The 18149-nt window shown below is 36.3% G+C and carries 13 protein-coding genes; 10 read left to right on the top strand and 3 right to left on the bottom strand.

Going from position 1 to position 18149, the window contains the following annotated elements:
* Positions 1 to 101 precede the first annotated feature (101 nt).
* The 5 genes from ACMA47_RS03930 (at position 102) to ACMA47_RS03910 (ending at position 10027) form a co-directional block, all read left to right on the top strand.
* A complete protein-coding gene (locus ACMA47_RS03930; RefSeq protein WP_413928756.1) occupies positions 102 to 2570 on the top strand; it encodes a beta-mannosidase in 2469 nt (822 codons plus the stop codon).
* Between the two features lie 210 nt (positions 2571 to 2780).
* Positions 2781 to 3689: an AEC family transporter gene (locus ACMA47_RS03925; RefSeq protein WP_079241068.1), complete on the top strand. Its 909-nt coding sequence runs from the start codon at positions 2781 to 2783 to the stop codon at positions 3687 to 3689.
* Positions 3690 to 3933: 244 nt separating this feature from the next.
* Complete coding sequence (gene priA / locus ACMA47_RS03920; protein WP_413928755.1) at positions 3934 to 6381, top strand: primosomal protein N'; 2448 nt, start codon at positions 3934 to 3936, stop codon at positions 6379 to 6381.
* 161 nt (positions 6382 to 6542) lie between these two features.
* Positions 6543 to 8012 carry a D-alanyl-D-alanine carboxypeptidase/D-alanyl-D-alanine-endopeptidase gene (gene dacB, locus ACMA47_RS03915; RefSeq protein WP_413928754.1) on the top strand — a complete coding sequence of 490 codons (1470 nt, stop codon included), beginning with the start codon at positions 6543 to 6545 and terminating at the stop codon, positions 8010 to 8012.
* A gap of 83 nt (positions 8013 to 8095) precedes the next feature.
* Complete coding sequence (locus ACMA47_RS03910) at positions 8096 to 10027, top strand: M1 family aminopeptidase (RefSeq protein WP_413928753.1); 1932 nt, start codon at positions 8096 to 8098, stop codon at positions 10025 to 10027.
* 69 nt (positions 10028 to 10096) lie between these two features.
* Here the strand turns inward: ACMA47_RS03910 and ACMA47_RS03905 are convergent, their stop codons facing one another.
* Positions 10097 to 10975, bottom strand: a complete 879-nt coding sequence (locus ACMA47_RS03905) for a cupin-like domain-containing protein (protein ID WP_413928752.1) — start codon at positions 10973 to 10975, stop codon at positions 10097 to 10099.
* 158 nt (positions 10976 to 11133) lie between these two features.
* Between ACMA47_RS03905 and kbl the strand changes: the two genes are divergently transcribed.
* From kbl to gldG, 5 genes are all read left to right on the top strand, one after another.
* Positions 11134 to 12330: a glycine C-acetyltransferase gene (gene kbl / locus ACMA47_RS03900; RefSeq protein ID WP_413928751.1), complete on the top strand. Its 1197-nt coding sequence runs from the start codon at positions 11134 to 11136 to the stop codon at positions 12328 to 12330.
* Between the two features lie 245 nt (positions 12331 to 12575).
* A complete protein-coding gene (locus tag ACMA47_RS03895; RefSeq protein ID WP_413928750.1) occupies positions 12576 to 13226 on the top strand; it encodes a hypothetical protein in 651 nt (216 codons plus the stop codon).
* Positions 13227 to 13319: 93 nt separating this feature from the next.
* Positions 13320 to 13871, top strand: coding sequence for a CopD family protein (locus ACMA47_RS03890; RefSeq protein WP_413928749.1), 552 nt, complete (start codon positions 13320 to 13322; stop codon positions 13869 to 13871).
* A 59-nt stretch (positions 13872 to 13930) separates the two neighbouring features.
* Positions 13931 to 14659, top strand: a complete 729-nt coding sequence (locus tag ACMA47_RS03885) for an ABC transporter permease (RefSeq protein ID WP_034695387.1) — start codon at positions 13931 to 13933, stop codon at positions 14657 to 14659.
* A 4-nt stretch (positions 14660 to 14663) separates the two neighbouring features.
* Positions 14664 to 16334: a gliding motility-associated ABC transporter substrate-binding protein GldG gene (gldG, locus tag ACMA47_RS03880; protein ID WP_413928748.1), complete on the top strand. Its 1671-nt coding sequence runs from the start codon at positions 14664 to 14666 to the stop codon at positions 16332 to 16334.
* A gap of 267 nt (positions 16335 to 16601) precedes the next feature.
* On the opposite strand, the gene ACMA47_RS03875 is transcribed toward gldG, so the two are convergent.
* Both ACMA47_RS03875 and ACMA47_RS03870 read right to left on the bottom strand, forming a co-directional pair.
* Positions 16602 to 17420, bottom strand: coding sequence for a DUF2314 domain-containing protein (locus ACMA47_RS03875; RefSeq protein ID WP_413928747.1), 819 nt, complete (start codon positions 17418 to 17420; stop codon positions 16602 to 16604).
* A 36-nt stretch (positions 17421 to 17456) separates the two neighbouring features.
* Positions 17457 to 18095, bottom strand: coding sequence for a hypothetical protein (locus tag ACMA47_RS03870; protein ID WP_034696080.1), 639 nt, complete (start codon positions 18093 to 18095; stop codon positions 17457 to 17459).
* Positions 18096 to 18149 lie beyond the last annotated feature (54 nt).

Here is an 18149-nt window from a genome sequence, read left to right as displayed (position 1 = left end):
GTCATTCCAGGCGTAGCAGGAATCTAAACTAATAAGATGAAGATTCCTTCGTGCCTCGGAATGACAGAACTACTGATAGTAAGATACAAACAAAATTATTGATGAATAGAACGATCCTTTTTGCTTTCCTTTTTACACAGAACATCCTTTCAGCACAGTTTTCCCAAAGAAATTTATCTTCTGAAAACTGGCAGTTCAGAAATTCAAAAGATCAAAACTGGCTTCCTGCGAAAGTGCCGGGAACCGTTCATCTGGATTTAATGAATAGCAAGGTGATCCCCGATCCTTATCAAGATGAAAATGAAAAGAAAGTACAATGGATTGAAAACGAAGACTGGGATTATCAGGCAACATTTACAGTTTCCTCTCAGGAATTGAAAAATGACAATATTGATCTTGTTTTTAATGGATTGGATACATTCTCAGAAATTTATCTTAACGGAAAACTGTTAAAGAAAACAGATAATATGTTCAGGAAATGGGAAATTCCAGTGAAACCATATCTGAAAACAGGAAAAAATACAGTTCAGATTAAGTTTAAATCTGCGGTGAATACAGGAAAGGAATTAGCGAAAAAAGTTCCGTTCACCATGCCGGAGTCACCAAGAAGTTTTGTGAGAAAAGCTCAATATCAGTTTGGCTGGGATTGGGGACCAAGATTAGTTACGGCTGGAATTTGGAAAGATGTTCAGCTGGAATTCTGGAATAATGCCAAAATTATTACTGTTAAAGACATTCAGAACAGATCTGATAAAGGGGTGAATGATTTACATTTTGATGTAGAAATTTATGCTCAAAATGCTGGTGACTATACCTTGGATCTTAATAAAATTCACCAAAAAATATCTTTAAAAAAAGGAAGTAACACAATATCGGTTCCTTATAAAACAAGCGGGATGAAACTCTGGCAACCCAACGGGCGTGGTGAAGCTCATCTCTATGATTTCGAAGTAAAGCTTTCAAAAGATCAACAGAATATTGATGGTAAAAATATCAGAATAGGTTTAAGAACCGTTGAGTTGGTTCAGACAAAAGATGAAAAAGGAAAATCATTCTCTTTTAAAGTGAATGGACAGCCATTGTATATCAAAGGAACGAATTGGATTCCTGGAGATAGTTTTTCACCAAGAATGACAAAAGAAAAATACCGGAAGCTGATCAAAGATACCAAAGCAGCCAATATGAATATGATCCGTATCTGGGGTGGAGGAATCTATGAAGATGATGAGTTTTACAAAGCCTGCGATGAAAACGGAATCTTAGTCTGGCAGGATTTTATGTTTGCAGGAAGTTTTTATCCGGCAGATGATGCATTTTTAAACAATGTAAAAGAAGAAGTAAAAGATCAGGTGAACAGACTTCAGAATCATCCGTCCATTGCTTTGTGGTGCGGAAATAATGAAATTGACGAAGCGATTGTCAACTGGGGCTATCAGAAACAGTTCAAATATTCAAAAAATGATTCACTTCAGGTTTGGAAAGATTATAAAAAGCTGTTTCATGATGTAATTCCCAATGCATTGGCAGAAAATCTGAAATCGGATAAAAATATATATTGGCCAAGTTCTCCCTCCATCGGTTGGGGGCACAAAGAAAGCCTTACCGAAGGAGATTCCCATTACTGGGGTGTTTGGTGGGGTGAGCAACCTTTTGAAATTTACAATGAAAAAGTAGGACGTTTCATGTCCGAATATGGCTTTCAGGGTACGCCCAGTCTTGAAACCACAAAATCAATGTTCTCCGGAACTCCGGATTTAAGCCTTCAGAATCCAACCATCAAAGCTCACGAAAAACATGCCCGCGGGTGGGATATCATTAATGAATACCTGAAGCGTGATTATAAAATCCCAACAGATTTTATACAATACAATTATGTTTCACAGCTGCTACAGGCAAGAGGAATGCAGATCGCTATTGAAGCGCACCGCCGTGCAAAACCCTATAATATGGGAACCTTGTACTGGCAGCTTAACGATTGCTGGCCGGTAGTTTCATGGTCTTCCATTGATTATCTTGGAAACTGGAAAGCCTTCCATTATCAGGCAAAAAGAAGCTTTGAACCGGTGTTGGTATCAGTAGCTGAAACCGATAAAAGTTATGATATTTATCTGATCAGTGATCTTGTGAAAGAATTTAACGCAGATATTAAGTTTGAACTCATTGATTTTAAAGGAAAAACACTTTGGAAAACCAATCAGTCAGAGGTTATCAATGCAGATATAAGTAAGAAAATATGCAGTATCAGTAAATCAGAAATGGGTCAGTTTGATTTGTCTAAAGCTGTTTTAAAAATCAGTTTTGAAAAAGACACAAAATTTGAAAAACTGTTCTTTTTTAATAAGCCTAAAGATTTAAAACTGTCAAACCCGGAAATTAAAATCAGAAAAATTTCATCTACTGAAATTGAAATATCAACAGATATTTTAGCCAAAGATGTTTATCTGATAGGAGATACTCATTTCAGTGATAATTTCTTTGATCTCTTGCCGGGAACTTCAAAAAGAATTACCCTTTCAAAACCTTTGGAAAAAATTGAAGTAATGAGCCTTTGGGATGTGATGAAGGATTAAAAAATATTTTGAAAAAATTATTTCAAGCAGCTAAACCCTTGTCAAGATTCAAAACCTTGACAAGGGGTATAAATTTCCGGCAGGTAGGTCTCCAAACCTATAAGGTTTAATACTGAAAAGTTTCATTAGAAATTCTACCGAAAAAAATATAAATTTTACCCTTCCAACTCAAAAATCAGCCGTAAATTTGCCTCATATTTTATTACAGTTATGGTAAATTTTGTTCTGATTGCAGTGTGTATCATTGCAGGAATGATATTCAAAGCAACAAAATCTATCCACCCCGATGCCCATAAAGGTATCAATACCTGGATTCTTTATCTTGCTCTTCCGGCAGTTTCGTTTAAATATCTGCCTAAAGTAAAATGGACAACAGAAATGCTGTTCCCCATTGCAGCCACATTTTTAGTTTCTGTGTTCTGCTTTTTCTTTATGATGTTTTACAGTAAGAGCAGGGGATATTCAAGGCGGTCCAGAAGTACTTTGGAATTAGCAAGTGGTTATAGCAATACTTCATTCATCGGATTTCCCTTAATCAGTGCCTTTTATGGCGAAGGGCTTTTGAGTATTGCCATTATCTGTGACCAGACCATGTTTTTTGCACTTTCCACCCTCGGAATTATTGCGGCTGTAAAAGGAGGAAGTAAATCAGGAAAAGTAAGTGCCATATTTATTTTAAAAAGATTGGTAACATTCCCTCCATTAATAGGATGTATTTCCGCTTTGGTATTGTCGCGGTTCATCGACTTTACCGTTGCAGAACCTTTCTTTGATAAACTGGCTGCTACGGTAAGCCCTTTAGCTTTGTTTTCAGTCGGATTACAGCTGAAATTTAACGGATGGAAAAAACTGATTCCTCAAATGTCTATGTCGATGCTTTATAAATTGATTCTGGCACCAGCAATTGTTCTGGGAATGGCTTTATTATTCGGAATAAAAGGAGATGTAGCTAAAATTACAGTATTTGAAGCTGCCATGCCAACATTGGTTACTTCAAGTATCATTGCAGAACAGTTCAGGCTGAATACAAAACTGACCAACCTGATTATCGGAGTCAGTATTATTGTAGGATTTTTTACCTCTGCATTCTGGTATGAGATCACGGAACTGCTTTTTTAACCACAAAATCCACAAAAGTTTAAGGTTAAATATGAACTATGTAAAGTTCACAAAATGAAAATCTTCAGATTCTTAAACTTATATGTATTTTTATGTATAAAGCTTAGAACTTAAAGAGTTAAAGCTTTTGTGACTTTTGTGGTAGGATTGGCTTTTAAACTAAAGTTTTCAATGTCCTGAAAGAATTTCTGTAAAGTTGCAGTTCTCTCAGGAAAATTCTAATTTTACATTTTAAATATTTCCCTTGCAATACGCTCAAATTGTTTTACCCCTGAACCTCAAAGGATCTTTTACGTATAAAGTTCCTGAAGAAATGATGCCCGAAATTCAGCCTGGAATGCGTGTATTGGTACCGTTTGGAGGAAAGAAAATCTATACAGGAATTGTATTTGAACTTCATGATAATGCACCGGAAAACTTTGTAGCCAAGGAAGTCATCAGCATGCTGGATGATCAACCGATTCTTCCTCAGGAGCAGATTGATTTCTGGAACTGGCTTTCAGAATACTATTTGTGCAGCCTCGGAGAAATTTACAGGTTTTCTTTTCCTTCTTCTTTAAAACTGGAAAGTGAAACCTATTTAAAATTAAAACCTGGTGCCATCATAGATTTTGAAAACCTGGATGTTAACGAAATGTATCTGGTTCAGGCATTGGAAGTACGACAACTGATCAATCTGACGGATATTGAAGCTTTTATTCCTAAAAAAGATATCATCAAAACCATCAATTCGCTTATTGATCTTCAATATATTGAAATTGATGAGAAAATTGCTGAAAAATACAAAGCCAAAGAAGTGGCTTATGTAAGAATTAATGATGAGGTTTTGGCCAATCAGAATCTTACGGATATTCTTTTAAAATTAAACAGAGCTCAAAAACAGAAAGATCTTTTCCTGCTTATTCTGGAAAAACAGACGGAAAAGCCGGATGCTCCTATTAAGAAATCTGAACTGTTTGAGGACGGTTATTTCGGAAGCTCCCACTTCAAACCTTTGGCAGACAAAGGTCTTGTAGAGGAATACTTTATGCAGAAAGACAGAATTGAAAGCTATGAAGGAGAAATTGAAGAGCTTGAAGAACTTTCCGAACAGCAGAAAACAGCAAAATCTGAGATTGATGAAGCTTTTGTAGAAGGAAAGAATGTTTTGCTTCATGGAGTTACTTCATCAGGAAAAACTCATATTTATTTAGAGAAAATTGATGAATGTATCCGTGACGGAAAAAATGTTCTGTTTTTGCTTCCGGAAATTTCTCTTACGAAACAGATTACTCAAAGATTAGAAAAAAAATATGGCAGACAGCTTGGTTTTTATCATCAGAAGCTGACCGATTTTGAAAGGGTTGAAGTATGGAGAAGAATCAGGCAGAACGATATCCGTATTCTGATCGGAACCCGTAATGCACTGTTTTTACCTTATCAGAATCTCGGACTTATTGTCGTAGATGAAGAACACGATTCTGCGTACAGACCAAGAGAAGTCTCTCCTTATTTCAATGCTAAAGATGCCTCTTTGGTCTTGGGTGGATTTTACCATGCTGGAGTGATCTTAGGGTCAGCAACGCCTTCTGTGGAGAGCTACTACAGAGCCCGAAAAGATAAAATGAAATATGTTTTCCTGAATGAAAGATTCGGGAATGTCAATCTGCCGGAATATGAACTGATCAATTTCAAAGAAGCTCAGGAATCTAAAAAGGTTTCCGGGAACTTTTCTCTGAAGCTTATCGAGGAGATTAAGAAAACGGTGGATGAAAAAAATCAGGCAATCGTTCTGCACAATCGTCGTGGCTATTCCAATGTTATAGAATGTGAGAGTTGTGGGTATGTGAATTACTGTTCCAATTGTGATGTGGTAATGACTTATCACAAAGCCGCCAATGAAATGAAGTGCCATTACTGCGGACAAAGAGCTTCCAAGCCAAGAACGTGTCCGAAATGTAATTCTGAAAAGCTGAACGAAAGAGGAGTAGGTGTAGAGCAGATTCATGAGGAAGTTACCAAACTGTTCCCGGAAAATGAGGTAGACCGAATGGATGTAGACTCCATGCGTAAAAAATTCGCCTACGAAAAATTGTACGAGAAGATTGAAGATGGAGAAACAGATATCATTGTAGGAACACAGATGATTTCAAAAGGACTTGATTTTGATCATATTGAACTGGTTACGATTCCTAAAGCGGATTCCTTATTATATGTACAGGATTTCAGAGCGGAAGAAAGAGCATATCAACTGATCACACAGGTTTCGGGAAGGGCTGGAAGAGTTTCCGGAAAAGGGAGAATTCTTATTCAGACCTTTAATCCTGATCATTCCGTATTTCAGCTGATCAAGATGAATAATCCTGCCAAGATCTATAAATATATCCTTACGGAACGTCAGAAATTTCATTATCCGCCTTTCACCAAGCTGATTATGATTGAAATGAAACACAGAAAAGAAGATAAAGTAGACCGTGCTTCTCAGTTTCTGGGTTCTATTCTCAGAAAATATCTTCCTGAAGATTGTGTTTTAGGTCCAGAAAGAGCTCAGATTGCAAGACTGAATAATCTCTATCAGTTTCAGATTATGCTGAAGCTTCCGCGTGGGAAAAACTATGAGAAATTCAAAAACATGGTTTTGATAAGTTTGAAAGAATTTGATGAAATCACTGCATATCAAAGCATTAAAAAAGATGTTTTTGTTGATTTTTAACGATTTTTAACAAACTTTACACTCTTTTATAATGGGTCGGTGGTCCGTTATATGACAATAATTTCTACTTTTGGACGTTGATTAAGTGTTTGGCTCTTTTATTGGATGATTTAACCTGTCATTTTTTATAGAGTCAAAACTATAGAACAAAAAGAAGATAGATGGTAAATTTCAGAAAATATATTTCAAGTGCGGCGGTGTTGGCTTCTGGTCTTTTCCTGGCTCAATCTACCGTTTCTACCGTTCTTTATTCTCAGAATTATGACAATCAGAAAAGCAGTTTAAACCTGCCGTCACCCGTTAGTACGATGGTGGAGAAGACTGTTTTGTCAGCAAAAGAACTGGTAGACATTAATGTAAACACAATGATGGCGGATCCTGTGCTGAAAAATGCAACCTGGGGATTCGTAGTGTATGATCCGAAAACGAAGAAGGTAATTTCTTCGTATAACGAAAATACTCCTTTAGTACCTGCTTCTACTACCAAACTGCTTACAACGGAAACGGCATTAAATATGCTGGGTGAAAACTACCGTTGGATGACTCAGCTGGAGTACTCAGGAACGATAGATGAAAATGGAGTGTTGAATGGAAATCTTTATGTGATAGGAAGTGGTGACCCTTCTTTGGGAACAAACAAAGCGGGTGCAGCATCTTATCGAGATATTATTTCAGATTTCGTAGGCGGTATTTCAAGAGAGGGAATCAAAAAGGTAAATGGTGATATTATCATTCAGACAGCGCTTTTCAAAGGCAATATTTCAGTGCTTCCGGAAAATGTTGTATGGTTGGAAAATAATAATTACTATCTGCCTGCAGGAAGTACCCGCGATATCAACCCGGCCAACGAAAAACTGATTGTTAAAAAAGGAGGTTTCTCTACAGAAAAGAAATTCTTCTACGTTTCTCCTTACAATCATCAGATGGTATATGCTGATAAATATGAAGGAAACGGAGCTTTAACAACCAAACTTCCTGATGCTCCGGCTTATCTTGCCAATTCTTTCAGAACAACACTGGTAAAAAGCGGAATTCCTGTTACCGGAAAAGTAACTCCGAAAATGACAGATGCAGCACCGGAAAACAGAAAAATGCTTTCAGCGTATAAGTCCCCAACTTTAAATGATATTATTTATTATACCAATCAGCACAGTGACAATTCATTGGCAGAAGCTTTGCTGAGAACGGTAGGATATCAGAAAATGGGTGACCAGACTTCGGAATCCGGAAGAATGGTGGTGACGAATCACCTGAAAGATGCAGGTTTTGATATGATTGGGCTTAACTATATAGATGGAAGCGGACTTTCAAGAAGCAATAATGTAACTCCAATTTCTCAGGTGAAGTTTCTTACTTCTCTGATGGATCAGAAATATTACAGATCTTATCTGACTTCTTTACCGATCGGAGGACAATCCGGAACTTTAAAAAGAATGTTCAATATTGGAGGAAACGGACAGGTTTTTGCTAAAACAGGAACTTTGAATAAAGTAAAAACATTAGCCGGTTATCTGAAAACAAATTCAGGAAAAACATTGGTTTTCTCTTTAATGGTGAATAACTATTCCGGATCGGTAGATATGGTGAAAAAAAGAATGGAGAAAATTCTTGAACCTGTATTAGATCTTTAAAAATTTTTTATTTTATATATTATAACAGCCTTTTAATCATTGATTAAAAGGTTTTTTTTATATTTGATTAAATTTTTCTAAACATGACAAAATTGTACCTTTTGGTGTTGGGATTTCTATTTTCCCAACAGTTCTATAGCCAGAAGCAAGAACAAAACATTGATATGAAGGGACTCATTGAAAAAGAGAAAAAATCCTTCACTCAAAAAATGAACATCGGGAATACGAATCCCAATACGCTGAATTACGACTTGCAGTATCAGAGAATGGATGTGAGCCTGGATCCTGCGGTATATAACATCTCCGGATCAGTGACTTCTCACTTTAAGCCTAACCAAAATATGGGAAGTATTTATTTTGATCTTTCCAATTCTTTAACGGTTTCTCAGGTGAAGTATCATGGAACCAACATTACAAGTTTTCAGCAGCTTCCTTCAAAAGAACTGAAAATTGATTTTCCGGCTTCCATTCCTGCCAATACAGTAGATTCTCTTACTATTTATTATGCAGGAGCACCATCTACAAGTAATGATGCTTTCAAAACTGCTCTTCAAAGCGGAACTCCGGTACTTTCTACTTTGAATGAACCTTACGGAGCACAGGACTGGTTTCCTACCAAGCAGAGTTTAAATGATAAAATTGAAAGATTTGATTTTAAAATTACGACACCCTCCAATTATAGTGTAGCCGCTAATGGAAAACTGATGTCTGAAACTTTTCCTACAGGAAGTACCAAACTTACTTTCTGGAGAACAATGTATCCTACGCCAGCTTATCTGATCGCGCTGTCGATTACAAATTTTGTTAAACTTACTGACACCATTGGAAATCCTCCGTTTCCTTTTGTAAACTATATCTATCCGTCCACGAATTCAAATCCAACAAGCATTGCGAATATTAACTGGACAAAGCAGGTAATGGATACTTTTGAAACCTATTTTGGGACTTATCCTTTCCGTAATGAAAAATATGGACATATGGAATTCATGTATGGTGGAGGAATGGAGCATCAGACAATGTCTTCCATGGGTGGATGGAGCAAGCAGTTGATTGCCCATGAGCTAACTCACCAGTGGTTTGGAGATAAAGTAACCTGTGGCGCATGGAATGATATCTGGCTGAATGAAGGTTTTGCAACTTTTGGAGAGCATCTTGCCAATGAAAAGCTATTGATGAGCAACACAGAATTTTTGAATTACTTACAGGGTCAGTCCAGCTACATTACCGCAAGTACAACAGGAACTGTGTATGTACCGGATTCCGGACTTTCCAGCATCAACAGAATATTTGACAGCAGATTGTCTTATGCTAAAGGAGGATATGTATTGAGAATGCTGAAGTGGATTTTAGGTGATGCTGCATTTTACCAGGCACTTAAAGACTATCATGCAAGACCGAACCTGGCATACAGCTACGCACGTACGGCAGATTTTAATGCTTCTTTGCTTCAGTCTACCGGAACAGACTTTACAGAATTTTTCAATGACTGGGTTTATGGCGAAGGATATCCTACTTACACCATCAAATGGATGCAGGGCGGAAATCAGGCTTTATTTAAAGTTTCTCAGACACAGAGCAGTGCTAACGTTAGCTTCTTTGAAATGCCTTTACCTATTAAAGTAACCGGAACTGCCGGGCAGACTGCTTATTTTGTCCTTAATAATACATCCAATAATCAAAGCTTTTTACAGTCGGTAACATTCCCGATAGCAAGTGTTCAGTTTAATTATGACTACCAGATTATTGAGAAAAACTCTACAGTGACTCAGGATAATACGTTAAGTGTTTCTTCTGTTGAGAAAGAAGGTTTTGGTTTGTATCCTAACCCTGCCAAAAATGAAATTAATCTGAAAGGTATTAACAGAGCTGTAGATTTTACGATTCATGCAATAGACGGAAAATTGGTTGGAAAAGGAACGTATCAGCCAGGTAAAGCGATTGGAATAACAGAATTGGTTCCCGGAGCTTATTTCATTACGATTGATGAAAAGAATATCAAATTTATCAAGCATTAAAAATGACAAACGGTAAAGTATGAATGATTACTTTTACCAAAATCAATCATAATATCACCAAAGAAGCTTTCAGATTTGAAAGCTTCTTTGTTTTCTTGCTGCTCTGGCTCCTCTTTTTCTTGCCGTTTTCACTTTATACTCAAACCATTTTTCTTTGAATACTTTTCGCATAAGATTATCAAAATGTCTGGTAATGACCAGGTTTTTAAATCCACGCCATTTTTCAAGAGCACTTGATGGAAGGGCTCTTACCGATATGGAATAACCTTCCGTATCATATTGAATATAATGCCACCAACCGGAAGGAATATAAAGGGTTTCTCCGGGATGAATGACAGCTTCATAACCATTTAAATAAAGTAGAGCCGGATATTTTCTGTAATCGGGATTTTTAATTTGAGCCAGACTATGGAAGTTGTAGGGGAGTTTATACATAAAATCAGACTGTTCCCACGGGAAGAGCCAGATTCTTTTGATTCCCTGGAATTGGGTGATAAAAACATGGGACATGTCAATATCGATATGATTTCTCGTAACAGAACCTTCTCCACCAAAAAACATAAAGGGCAGCCATTTCAGTATTTTACCATTCGTAACATCATTGTAGATAATGTCGTTCTTAAGCTCAGGTTTTATTTTTAATAAATTAAATAAGAAGAGCCTGTGTTCAGTAGGAGTGGATTGAATCAAATCAAGATATTCTGAAAATGTAGTCTGTGCAATAGGATCACTGGCCACTCTGTCCAGGGAATCAAGCTCGCTGCCGTAGATATTCACCATATAATCTCCCGCAACTTTTTTAAAATACTCATAATTCCACTTTTTGAAAGCTGGACTTTCCGGATGCACAAAGTCTTCAATAATAATCGGAACTCCTGGCTTCATGTGGTTGTTGATAAAGGTTTCCGAACTGACCATCTTTATTTTTTGTACCGGCTTTAATCTCATGCATTAAAATTTTAAACAAATATAAATATTATCCTACTAAATTTATAGACTAATAATGTTAAAACTGAAATCTATATTCATTTTTTAGAATTAAGCATATAAAAGGTTTTATTTTACTGCCTTTTTAGTAAATTAGCACATCTAAAAAATTACTAAAAATGATCTCTGAAAAATACCTTCAACATTTACAGAACGAACTTCAGAATATTGAGAATGACGGACTTTACAAAAGAGAAAGAATCATCACCTCTCAGCAGAGTGCAGAAATAGAAGCGAACGGAAAAAAACTTTTGAACTTCTGTGCGAACAATTATCTGGGATTATCCAACCATCCGGAAGTGATGAAAGCTTCTCAGGATATGATTCAATCTCACGGATATGGAATGTCTTCTGTACGTTTCATCTGCGGAACACAGGATATTCACAAGGATTTGGAGAAAAAAATTGCTGATTTCTTAGGTCTTGAAGATACCATCCTTTACGCAGCAGCATTTGATGCAAACGGAGGTGTTTTTGAACCATTATTTACAGAAGAAGATGCTATTATTTCAGATGAACTGAACCACGCATCAATCATTGATGGTGTTCGTTTGTGTAAAGCAGCGAGATACAGATATAAGAATAATAATATGGCTGATCTGGAAGCTCAGTTGATTGCAGCTTCTGAAAAAAATCACCGTTTTAAAATCATCGTTACTGATGGAGTATTCTCAATGGACGGTATTGTAGCAGACTTAAAAGGAGTTTGTGACCTTGCCGATAAATATGATGCTTTGGTAATGGTAGATGATTCTCACGCAACAGGTTTCATCGGAAAAACAGGTCGTGGAACTCACGAAGCTAATGAAGTAATGGGTAGAGTAGATATCATCACTTCTACTTTAGGAAAAGCTTTAGGAGGAGCTTTAGGAGGATTTACTTCCGGTAGAAAAGAGATCATTGATATGCTGAGACAGCGTTCAAGACCTTATTTATTCTCCAACTCTCTGGCACCTGGTATCGTAGGAGCTGCTTTAAAAGTATTGGATATGATTTCTGATGATACTTCTCTTCGTGATAAAGTAATGGAAAATGCAGAATATTTCAGAACGGAAATGAAAGCGAAAGGTTTCGATATTCCAGATGGAGATGCTGCTATTGTTCCGGTAATGCTTTACGATGCACCGCTTTCTCAGAAAATGGCTGAAAAGCTTATGGATGAAGGAATCTACGTCATCGGATTCTTCTATCCTGTAGTACCGAAAGGAAAAGCGAGAATCAGAGTACAGTTATCAGCTGCTCACACTAAAGAACATTTGGATAAAGCGATTGCTGCTTTTGAAAAAGTTGGAAAAGAATTAGGAGTGATCTCTTAAGATAAAAAAGTTCTACGTTTGTAGAGTAAAAAACAGGATTTCTTATATTGAGAGAAATCCTGTTTTTTTATTCACTGTATTGGAAGTATTGATAGTGAAAAAATGAAATGCATTAAAAATATACCAATTTTTAAAATGATTGATACTATTTCTTTTAATAATTAAATAATTGTAATTAAAAAAAAGCTATTGCTGAATAAGTGATAATATAATATATTTGGATCACTAATTCTAATAACCAGTTTGTGAAAAAATATTTACTTCTTTTTGCTTTTTTTAGCTTTTTCAATACCATTTATGCTCAATCTAATGATTACAAATCAATACTTACCGTAAGTGCTTTTGCTCCTTTTCGTGACCAACGCTATAATATAGGGTATATGCGGAAAATAAGTGAAAGATGGTGGGTGGGAAGCGAATTGGCCTATGGAACCGACAAAATAATGCCCGTAAGTATGGGCAATTTTGAAGGGAAAAACATGATTTTTGAGATAAGACCGGAAGTTTTTTACAGCTTGGCACCACAATCAAGATTAAAGCATTTTGTATCAGCAGAAGTTTTCTATTTAAATCAAACAGGGAAAAATATTTCAGGAAAATATTATGATGAAAATGATGTTTATTATTCTTTTAGTTCGGCAGATTATAAAAGAACCAAATATGGATTAAATATCAACTACAGCATTTTGATTCATAAAGAATCCTCATGGTTTGGCTTTATGCCTAAAATTGGCTTTGGTATCAGGCAAAAAAATATCTCTTATACTAACATGACAGGAAAGGAAGAAGAGTATGCTCCTGTAGATGGTCTTCCTTTTGATTATCATTCTAATCGGCAAGGTTCCAGTTTGCGTTTCAATTTTAATGTTGATATGAAATTCATTTTCAAATTCTAAAAAATATTGAATCTTTATTATTTTAAGCTAAAGATTTTAGATTAAATTCTCTTTTTTTCCGAAATAAACTATCTTTGCAAACAAATTTTTAGGATGCTGTATACCGTCATCAAAGCTTTACATATTATCTTCATGGTAAGCTACTTTGCGGGAATTTTTTATCTGGTGAGGATTTTCGTTTATTATAAAGATACCGATGAATTTCCGGAAGAAAAAAAGAAAATTCTGAGAGAGCAGTACACTTTTATGGCCAGAAGGCTGTGGAATATTATCACCGTTCCTGCGGGGGTAATCATGGCAGTTTGCGGATTGGTCATGATCTTTTTAAATACCGGGCTGATGAAAATGCCGTGGTTTCATTTAAAACTGACCTTCCTTATCGGGCTTGCCATTTACCATTACTGGTGCTGGAAAAAAGTCCTTCATTTAAAAGAATTACATGGAGATACCCTGCCGATTGCCAATATCAAACTGAGACAGGCGAATGAAATTGCAACATTCATTCTGTTTATGGTGGTATTTACCGTTATATTAAAATCAATGGTGATCGAATACTGGTGGCAATTAATTGCAGGATTTTTCGTTCTTGTATTGCTGATCATGATGACAGTGAAACTGGTTAATAAAAATAAAAAAAACAAATAATTGTAGAGTAGGGCGTCTGTTTTGAAACATTCATCCTTTCTACATCTTACAAAAAAACTATGATTGCAATTTTAAAGAAAGAACTTTGGAGTTACTTTGGAAACTGGAGTGCATGGGTGATTATTGCCGCCTTCAGTTTGATAGCAACCCTTTTCCTGTTCTTTTTCGACAACGATTCTAATATTTTTGAGATCGGAATGGCCTCATTGCAGAGCTATTTCGTATTGGTTCCATGGCTGTTGATGTTTATCATTCCGGCACTTTCCATGAAAACTTTTGCGGAAGAACAACAAACCGGAACATTAAACTGGCTTTTCTCACAACCGTTAAAGGTTTCAGAACTGGTAGCCGGAAAATTTCTTTCTGTATGGATTGTTGGAATTTTATGCCTTATTCCTTCTTTAATTTACCTGTATACAGTCTATGTTTTGGGAGTTCCTGCAGGGAATATTGACTTGGGGATGACTTTCGGAAGTTATATTGGACTGATGATCTTAATTGCTGCCTTTTCAGCAGTAGGAATCCTGGCATCTTCATTATCACAGAATCAGATTATGGCTTATCTGCTGGGCGTTTTCATGTGCTTTATCATGTATTTTGGAATTGAACAGCTGGCGAGTTATAAACTATTGGGAGGTGCAGATTTTATCCTTCAGAATATTGGTTTCTATCAGCATTTCTTAGGCTTTACAAGAGGGCTTATTGATTTTAAGGATGTTGCCTATTTTGTACTCGTTATCGGGGCTTCATTAGTATTGTCTAATCATTTTATTAACAAAAAGAAGTAGAATCATGAAGAAGTTCAATGCTAAATCTCCACTGGGAATATTCTTAATTGTAATTGTTCCTTTAGTGATTATCCTGACCTATTCGGGAATCCGGTTAGACTTAACAAAAGAAAAAAGATATACCCTTTCTGATAACACCATCAAAGTATTAGAGTCTGTTAAAAAGCCTCTGACGGTTGAAGTGTATCTGGAAGGAGATTTTCCTGCAAGTTTCAAACAGCTGCAAAGCGAAACGAAATTTATGCTGGAAGAATTCAGAAAAATTAATCCGAAGATTGATTTTAAATTCATCGATCCGATTAAAACAAAAATGTCTCAGGACACTTTGATGGCAATGGGAATGCAACCGTCTATTCTTCCGGATGTAAAAGATGGTAAGATCTCACAGATCACCCTTTTCCCTTATGCGGTGATTAAACATGGGAACGATGGAGTTTCTATCCCGTTAGTGGTACAGCAGGCAGGAATCGATGCTGATCAGCAGCTGACAAGATCTATCGAAGGACTGGAATATAATCTTGTTTCTAATATTAAAAATATTGCAGCAGCCAAGAGAAAGAAAATCGGAATTCTGGTCAACCACGATGAATTGAATCCGGATGAATTTCAGGGATTTGTACAGCTTGCAATGGAAAACTACGATGCAGGACCTATTATTCCTAAAAATCAGACAGAACTTTCAGTGGAAGATATTCCGCTATTAAAACAGATGAGTGCTTTGGTGATTGCAAAACCAAGAAAAGCTTTTACAGATAATGAAAAAGTAATTCTGGACCAGTACATCATGAACGGAGGGAAAACTCTTTGGATGATTGATGCCGTGAATGCTGAAATGGACACCTTAACAAGATCCAAAAAAGTAATGCCTTTCCCGGTTGATATCAATATGACAGACTTCTTTTTCAATTACGGGATAAGAATCAATCCTGCTTTGGTAAAAGATGTGAAAAAGTTTGCTCTTTTAAGACTGGTTACAGGAGAAGTGAGTGGAAATCCTCAGTACACAAGCTTACCGTGGCCTTATTATCCGCTTGGTATTGCTGAAAATAATAATCCGGTCACCAAAAATATCAACCCTGTAAAATTTGAATTCCCGACTTCTATTGATACACTAGGAGGGAGAAAGAATATCAAAACAAAAGTTCTTTTCGAATCCAGTGAAAGAACATTGCTGAAACAGGTTCCCAACTATGTGGATCTGAAAGAAATTGCAAGTGTAGACAGTCTTGGGCAAATGGAAAAACCAAGCACACCCAAGATCTTCGCTGTAGCATTGGAAGGAAAATTTAACTCTGCCTATGCATCAAGGATTGAAAGAAAATCGTACCCTGGATTCAAAGCATCCAGCCCGGAAAACAAAATGATTGTGATTGCAGACGGAGATGTAGGAAGAAATAAAGTAATCAAAGGAAAGCCACTTCCATTAGGTGTAGACCTTTTAACAAACGAGCAGTTTGGAAACGAACAGTTTCTTAGAAATGCCTTAGATTACCTTCTTGATGACAGCAATCTGATGGAATTGAGAAACCGAAATATCGAGGAAAGGCTTCTTGACAGACAAAGAATTACTGAAGAGAAATCGACCTGGCAATGGATCAATTTACTGCTTCCATTGGCCATTATCGGTCTTATCGGAGGATTGTTCTTCTGGTTAAGAAAAAAGAAATTTGGATAAAACATAAAAAATTCCGGAAGATTTTCTTCCGGAATTTTTATTTTAACAACTTAGTATTGAGTGGTTGTTTAGACTTATAAAAATGTTTAATATATTAAAAACCATTAAGAAGGATTTAAGAAATAAAGTATAGTTAAGATGAATCATTCTGATTTTTAAGCTTAAAGCGAAGCTTATCTTAATACTCTCAACAACTTAATACAATCTTAATGTTTCAAAAATAAAAGTTTAAACAAATTCTGAGTTATAATAGTCTTAATTAATAGTTTATCCTTCCAATACAGGAATAAGATGTTCCCAGTTCAGCTGTTTTGCATAATCTAAAGCTGTTTTTCCTTTTTTAGACTGGATGTTTCTATCCGCTCCAGCTTCTAAAACAACCTTTACTGTGGTTAAATTCCCAGCAATAGTTTCTTTGTGAAGAAGAGTCAGTCCGTCTTCATCAGCTTGAGTAAGTTCATCCGGATATTGTTGTAAAAACTTTGCAAATTCCTCCTTCATATTTTTACTCATCGGATGTTCAATAAGATTTTCGGGATTTTCCTTCTGGTTATTCACAACAAGGATATCATTGAAGTCTCCAAAATCCAGTTGCCAGGCATTATCGTGTTCTTTTCTTTCTGCATCAGACATGTCAGCACGCATTTTCTGGATGGTAAAACCTCCGTAAGCTTTCGGAAGAGGTGAGGATGATGATGAAAATAGTTTGGAAAGTCCCTTTGGTTTCTGTACACTCGGAGTGATGGCAAAAAGCCAGTCACTGATATTTTGTAAAGGAATTTCAACATAATCACCCACCTGGATGTTCTTAAGACTATTAGGTTCATTAATCAAATATCCTCTCACGTGATCTCCGTCAAAGAATATTTCATTAATCCACATATTTTCTACCAGGCTTTCTCCTGTTTCTTCATCCTGTTCTTCAAAAGCCGTTTTAACGCATGATACATTAAGTCCGGGAATGATTCTTCTGTATTCCCATGACTGTTCACGCCAGAAATACTTAAAGGTTTCCTGAGCTTTTCTGTAAGCTTCAATCATTTCCGGGTCATTTCCGTCTGCAAAAAAGATGGGGTTCTCTTCCATGTAATAATTTTGATGTGGTGTGTTAAAGAATATAGATTACTGCTGAAAGGCTTCTTTGGGGAGCAAGGCGGCAGTTTTGTAATAGCTGATGTCAGTGGAAATCTGTGACTGAAGGTCCTGGAAAGTATCATAATCATAATGAATCCAGTTTTCTTCATGATCCGGATCCGGAGTTTTGTCTACAGCAAGTTCCAGTTTTCCGTCTTCCTGATAGCTGCATTCTATGGCTGCATATTTTTCACCGCTCTCGTCGTTGGTATACCAGCATTTTATGGTTCTTTCAAGCTGGGGTTGGTGGGTTTCGTTATCAATAACCTGTGAACAGATGAAATTTTCAGGATCGTCTGTTTTGAAAACAGTTTTAGAAATTAAAGGCAGTTCATCTACGGATAAGGAATACAATTTATTGGTAGAAATAATAAAGCCGTCGGTTGTTTCTTTTTTTTCAATATCAAAAAAGTCTGACTTTTCTTTAAGATAATTGACTACCTGAGTTTCGTCTTCTTCGTCACTTAAAAAATAATTGATGTTATAAACACTGTCTTCGTTAATAAATTCAATTTCTTTCAGGAAATCGGAACCTTCCTCATAATAATACAGATGATATTCGCTCAGCTTCACAGCATTACTTTTGGAGATAATCTCTCCAAAAATGTTTTTGTACACTTTTCTCATTTTTAATCATGTTAGTTTGTTTCATCTATTAGTTTAAGTGGTAGGGCAAAGATA

The organism is Chryseobacterium sp. T20 (assembly GCF_047345655.1).
Lineage (GTDB): Bacteria > Bacteroidota > Bacteroidia > Flavobacteriales > Weeksellaceae > Chryseobacterium.
Note: the sequence above shows the minus strand (reverse complement) of the source record. Positions and strands in the feature narration are given on the sequence as shown.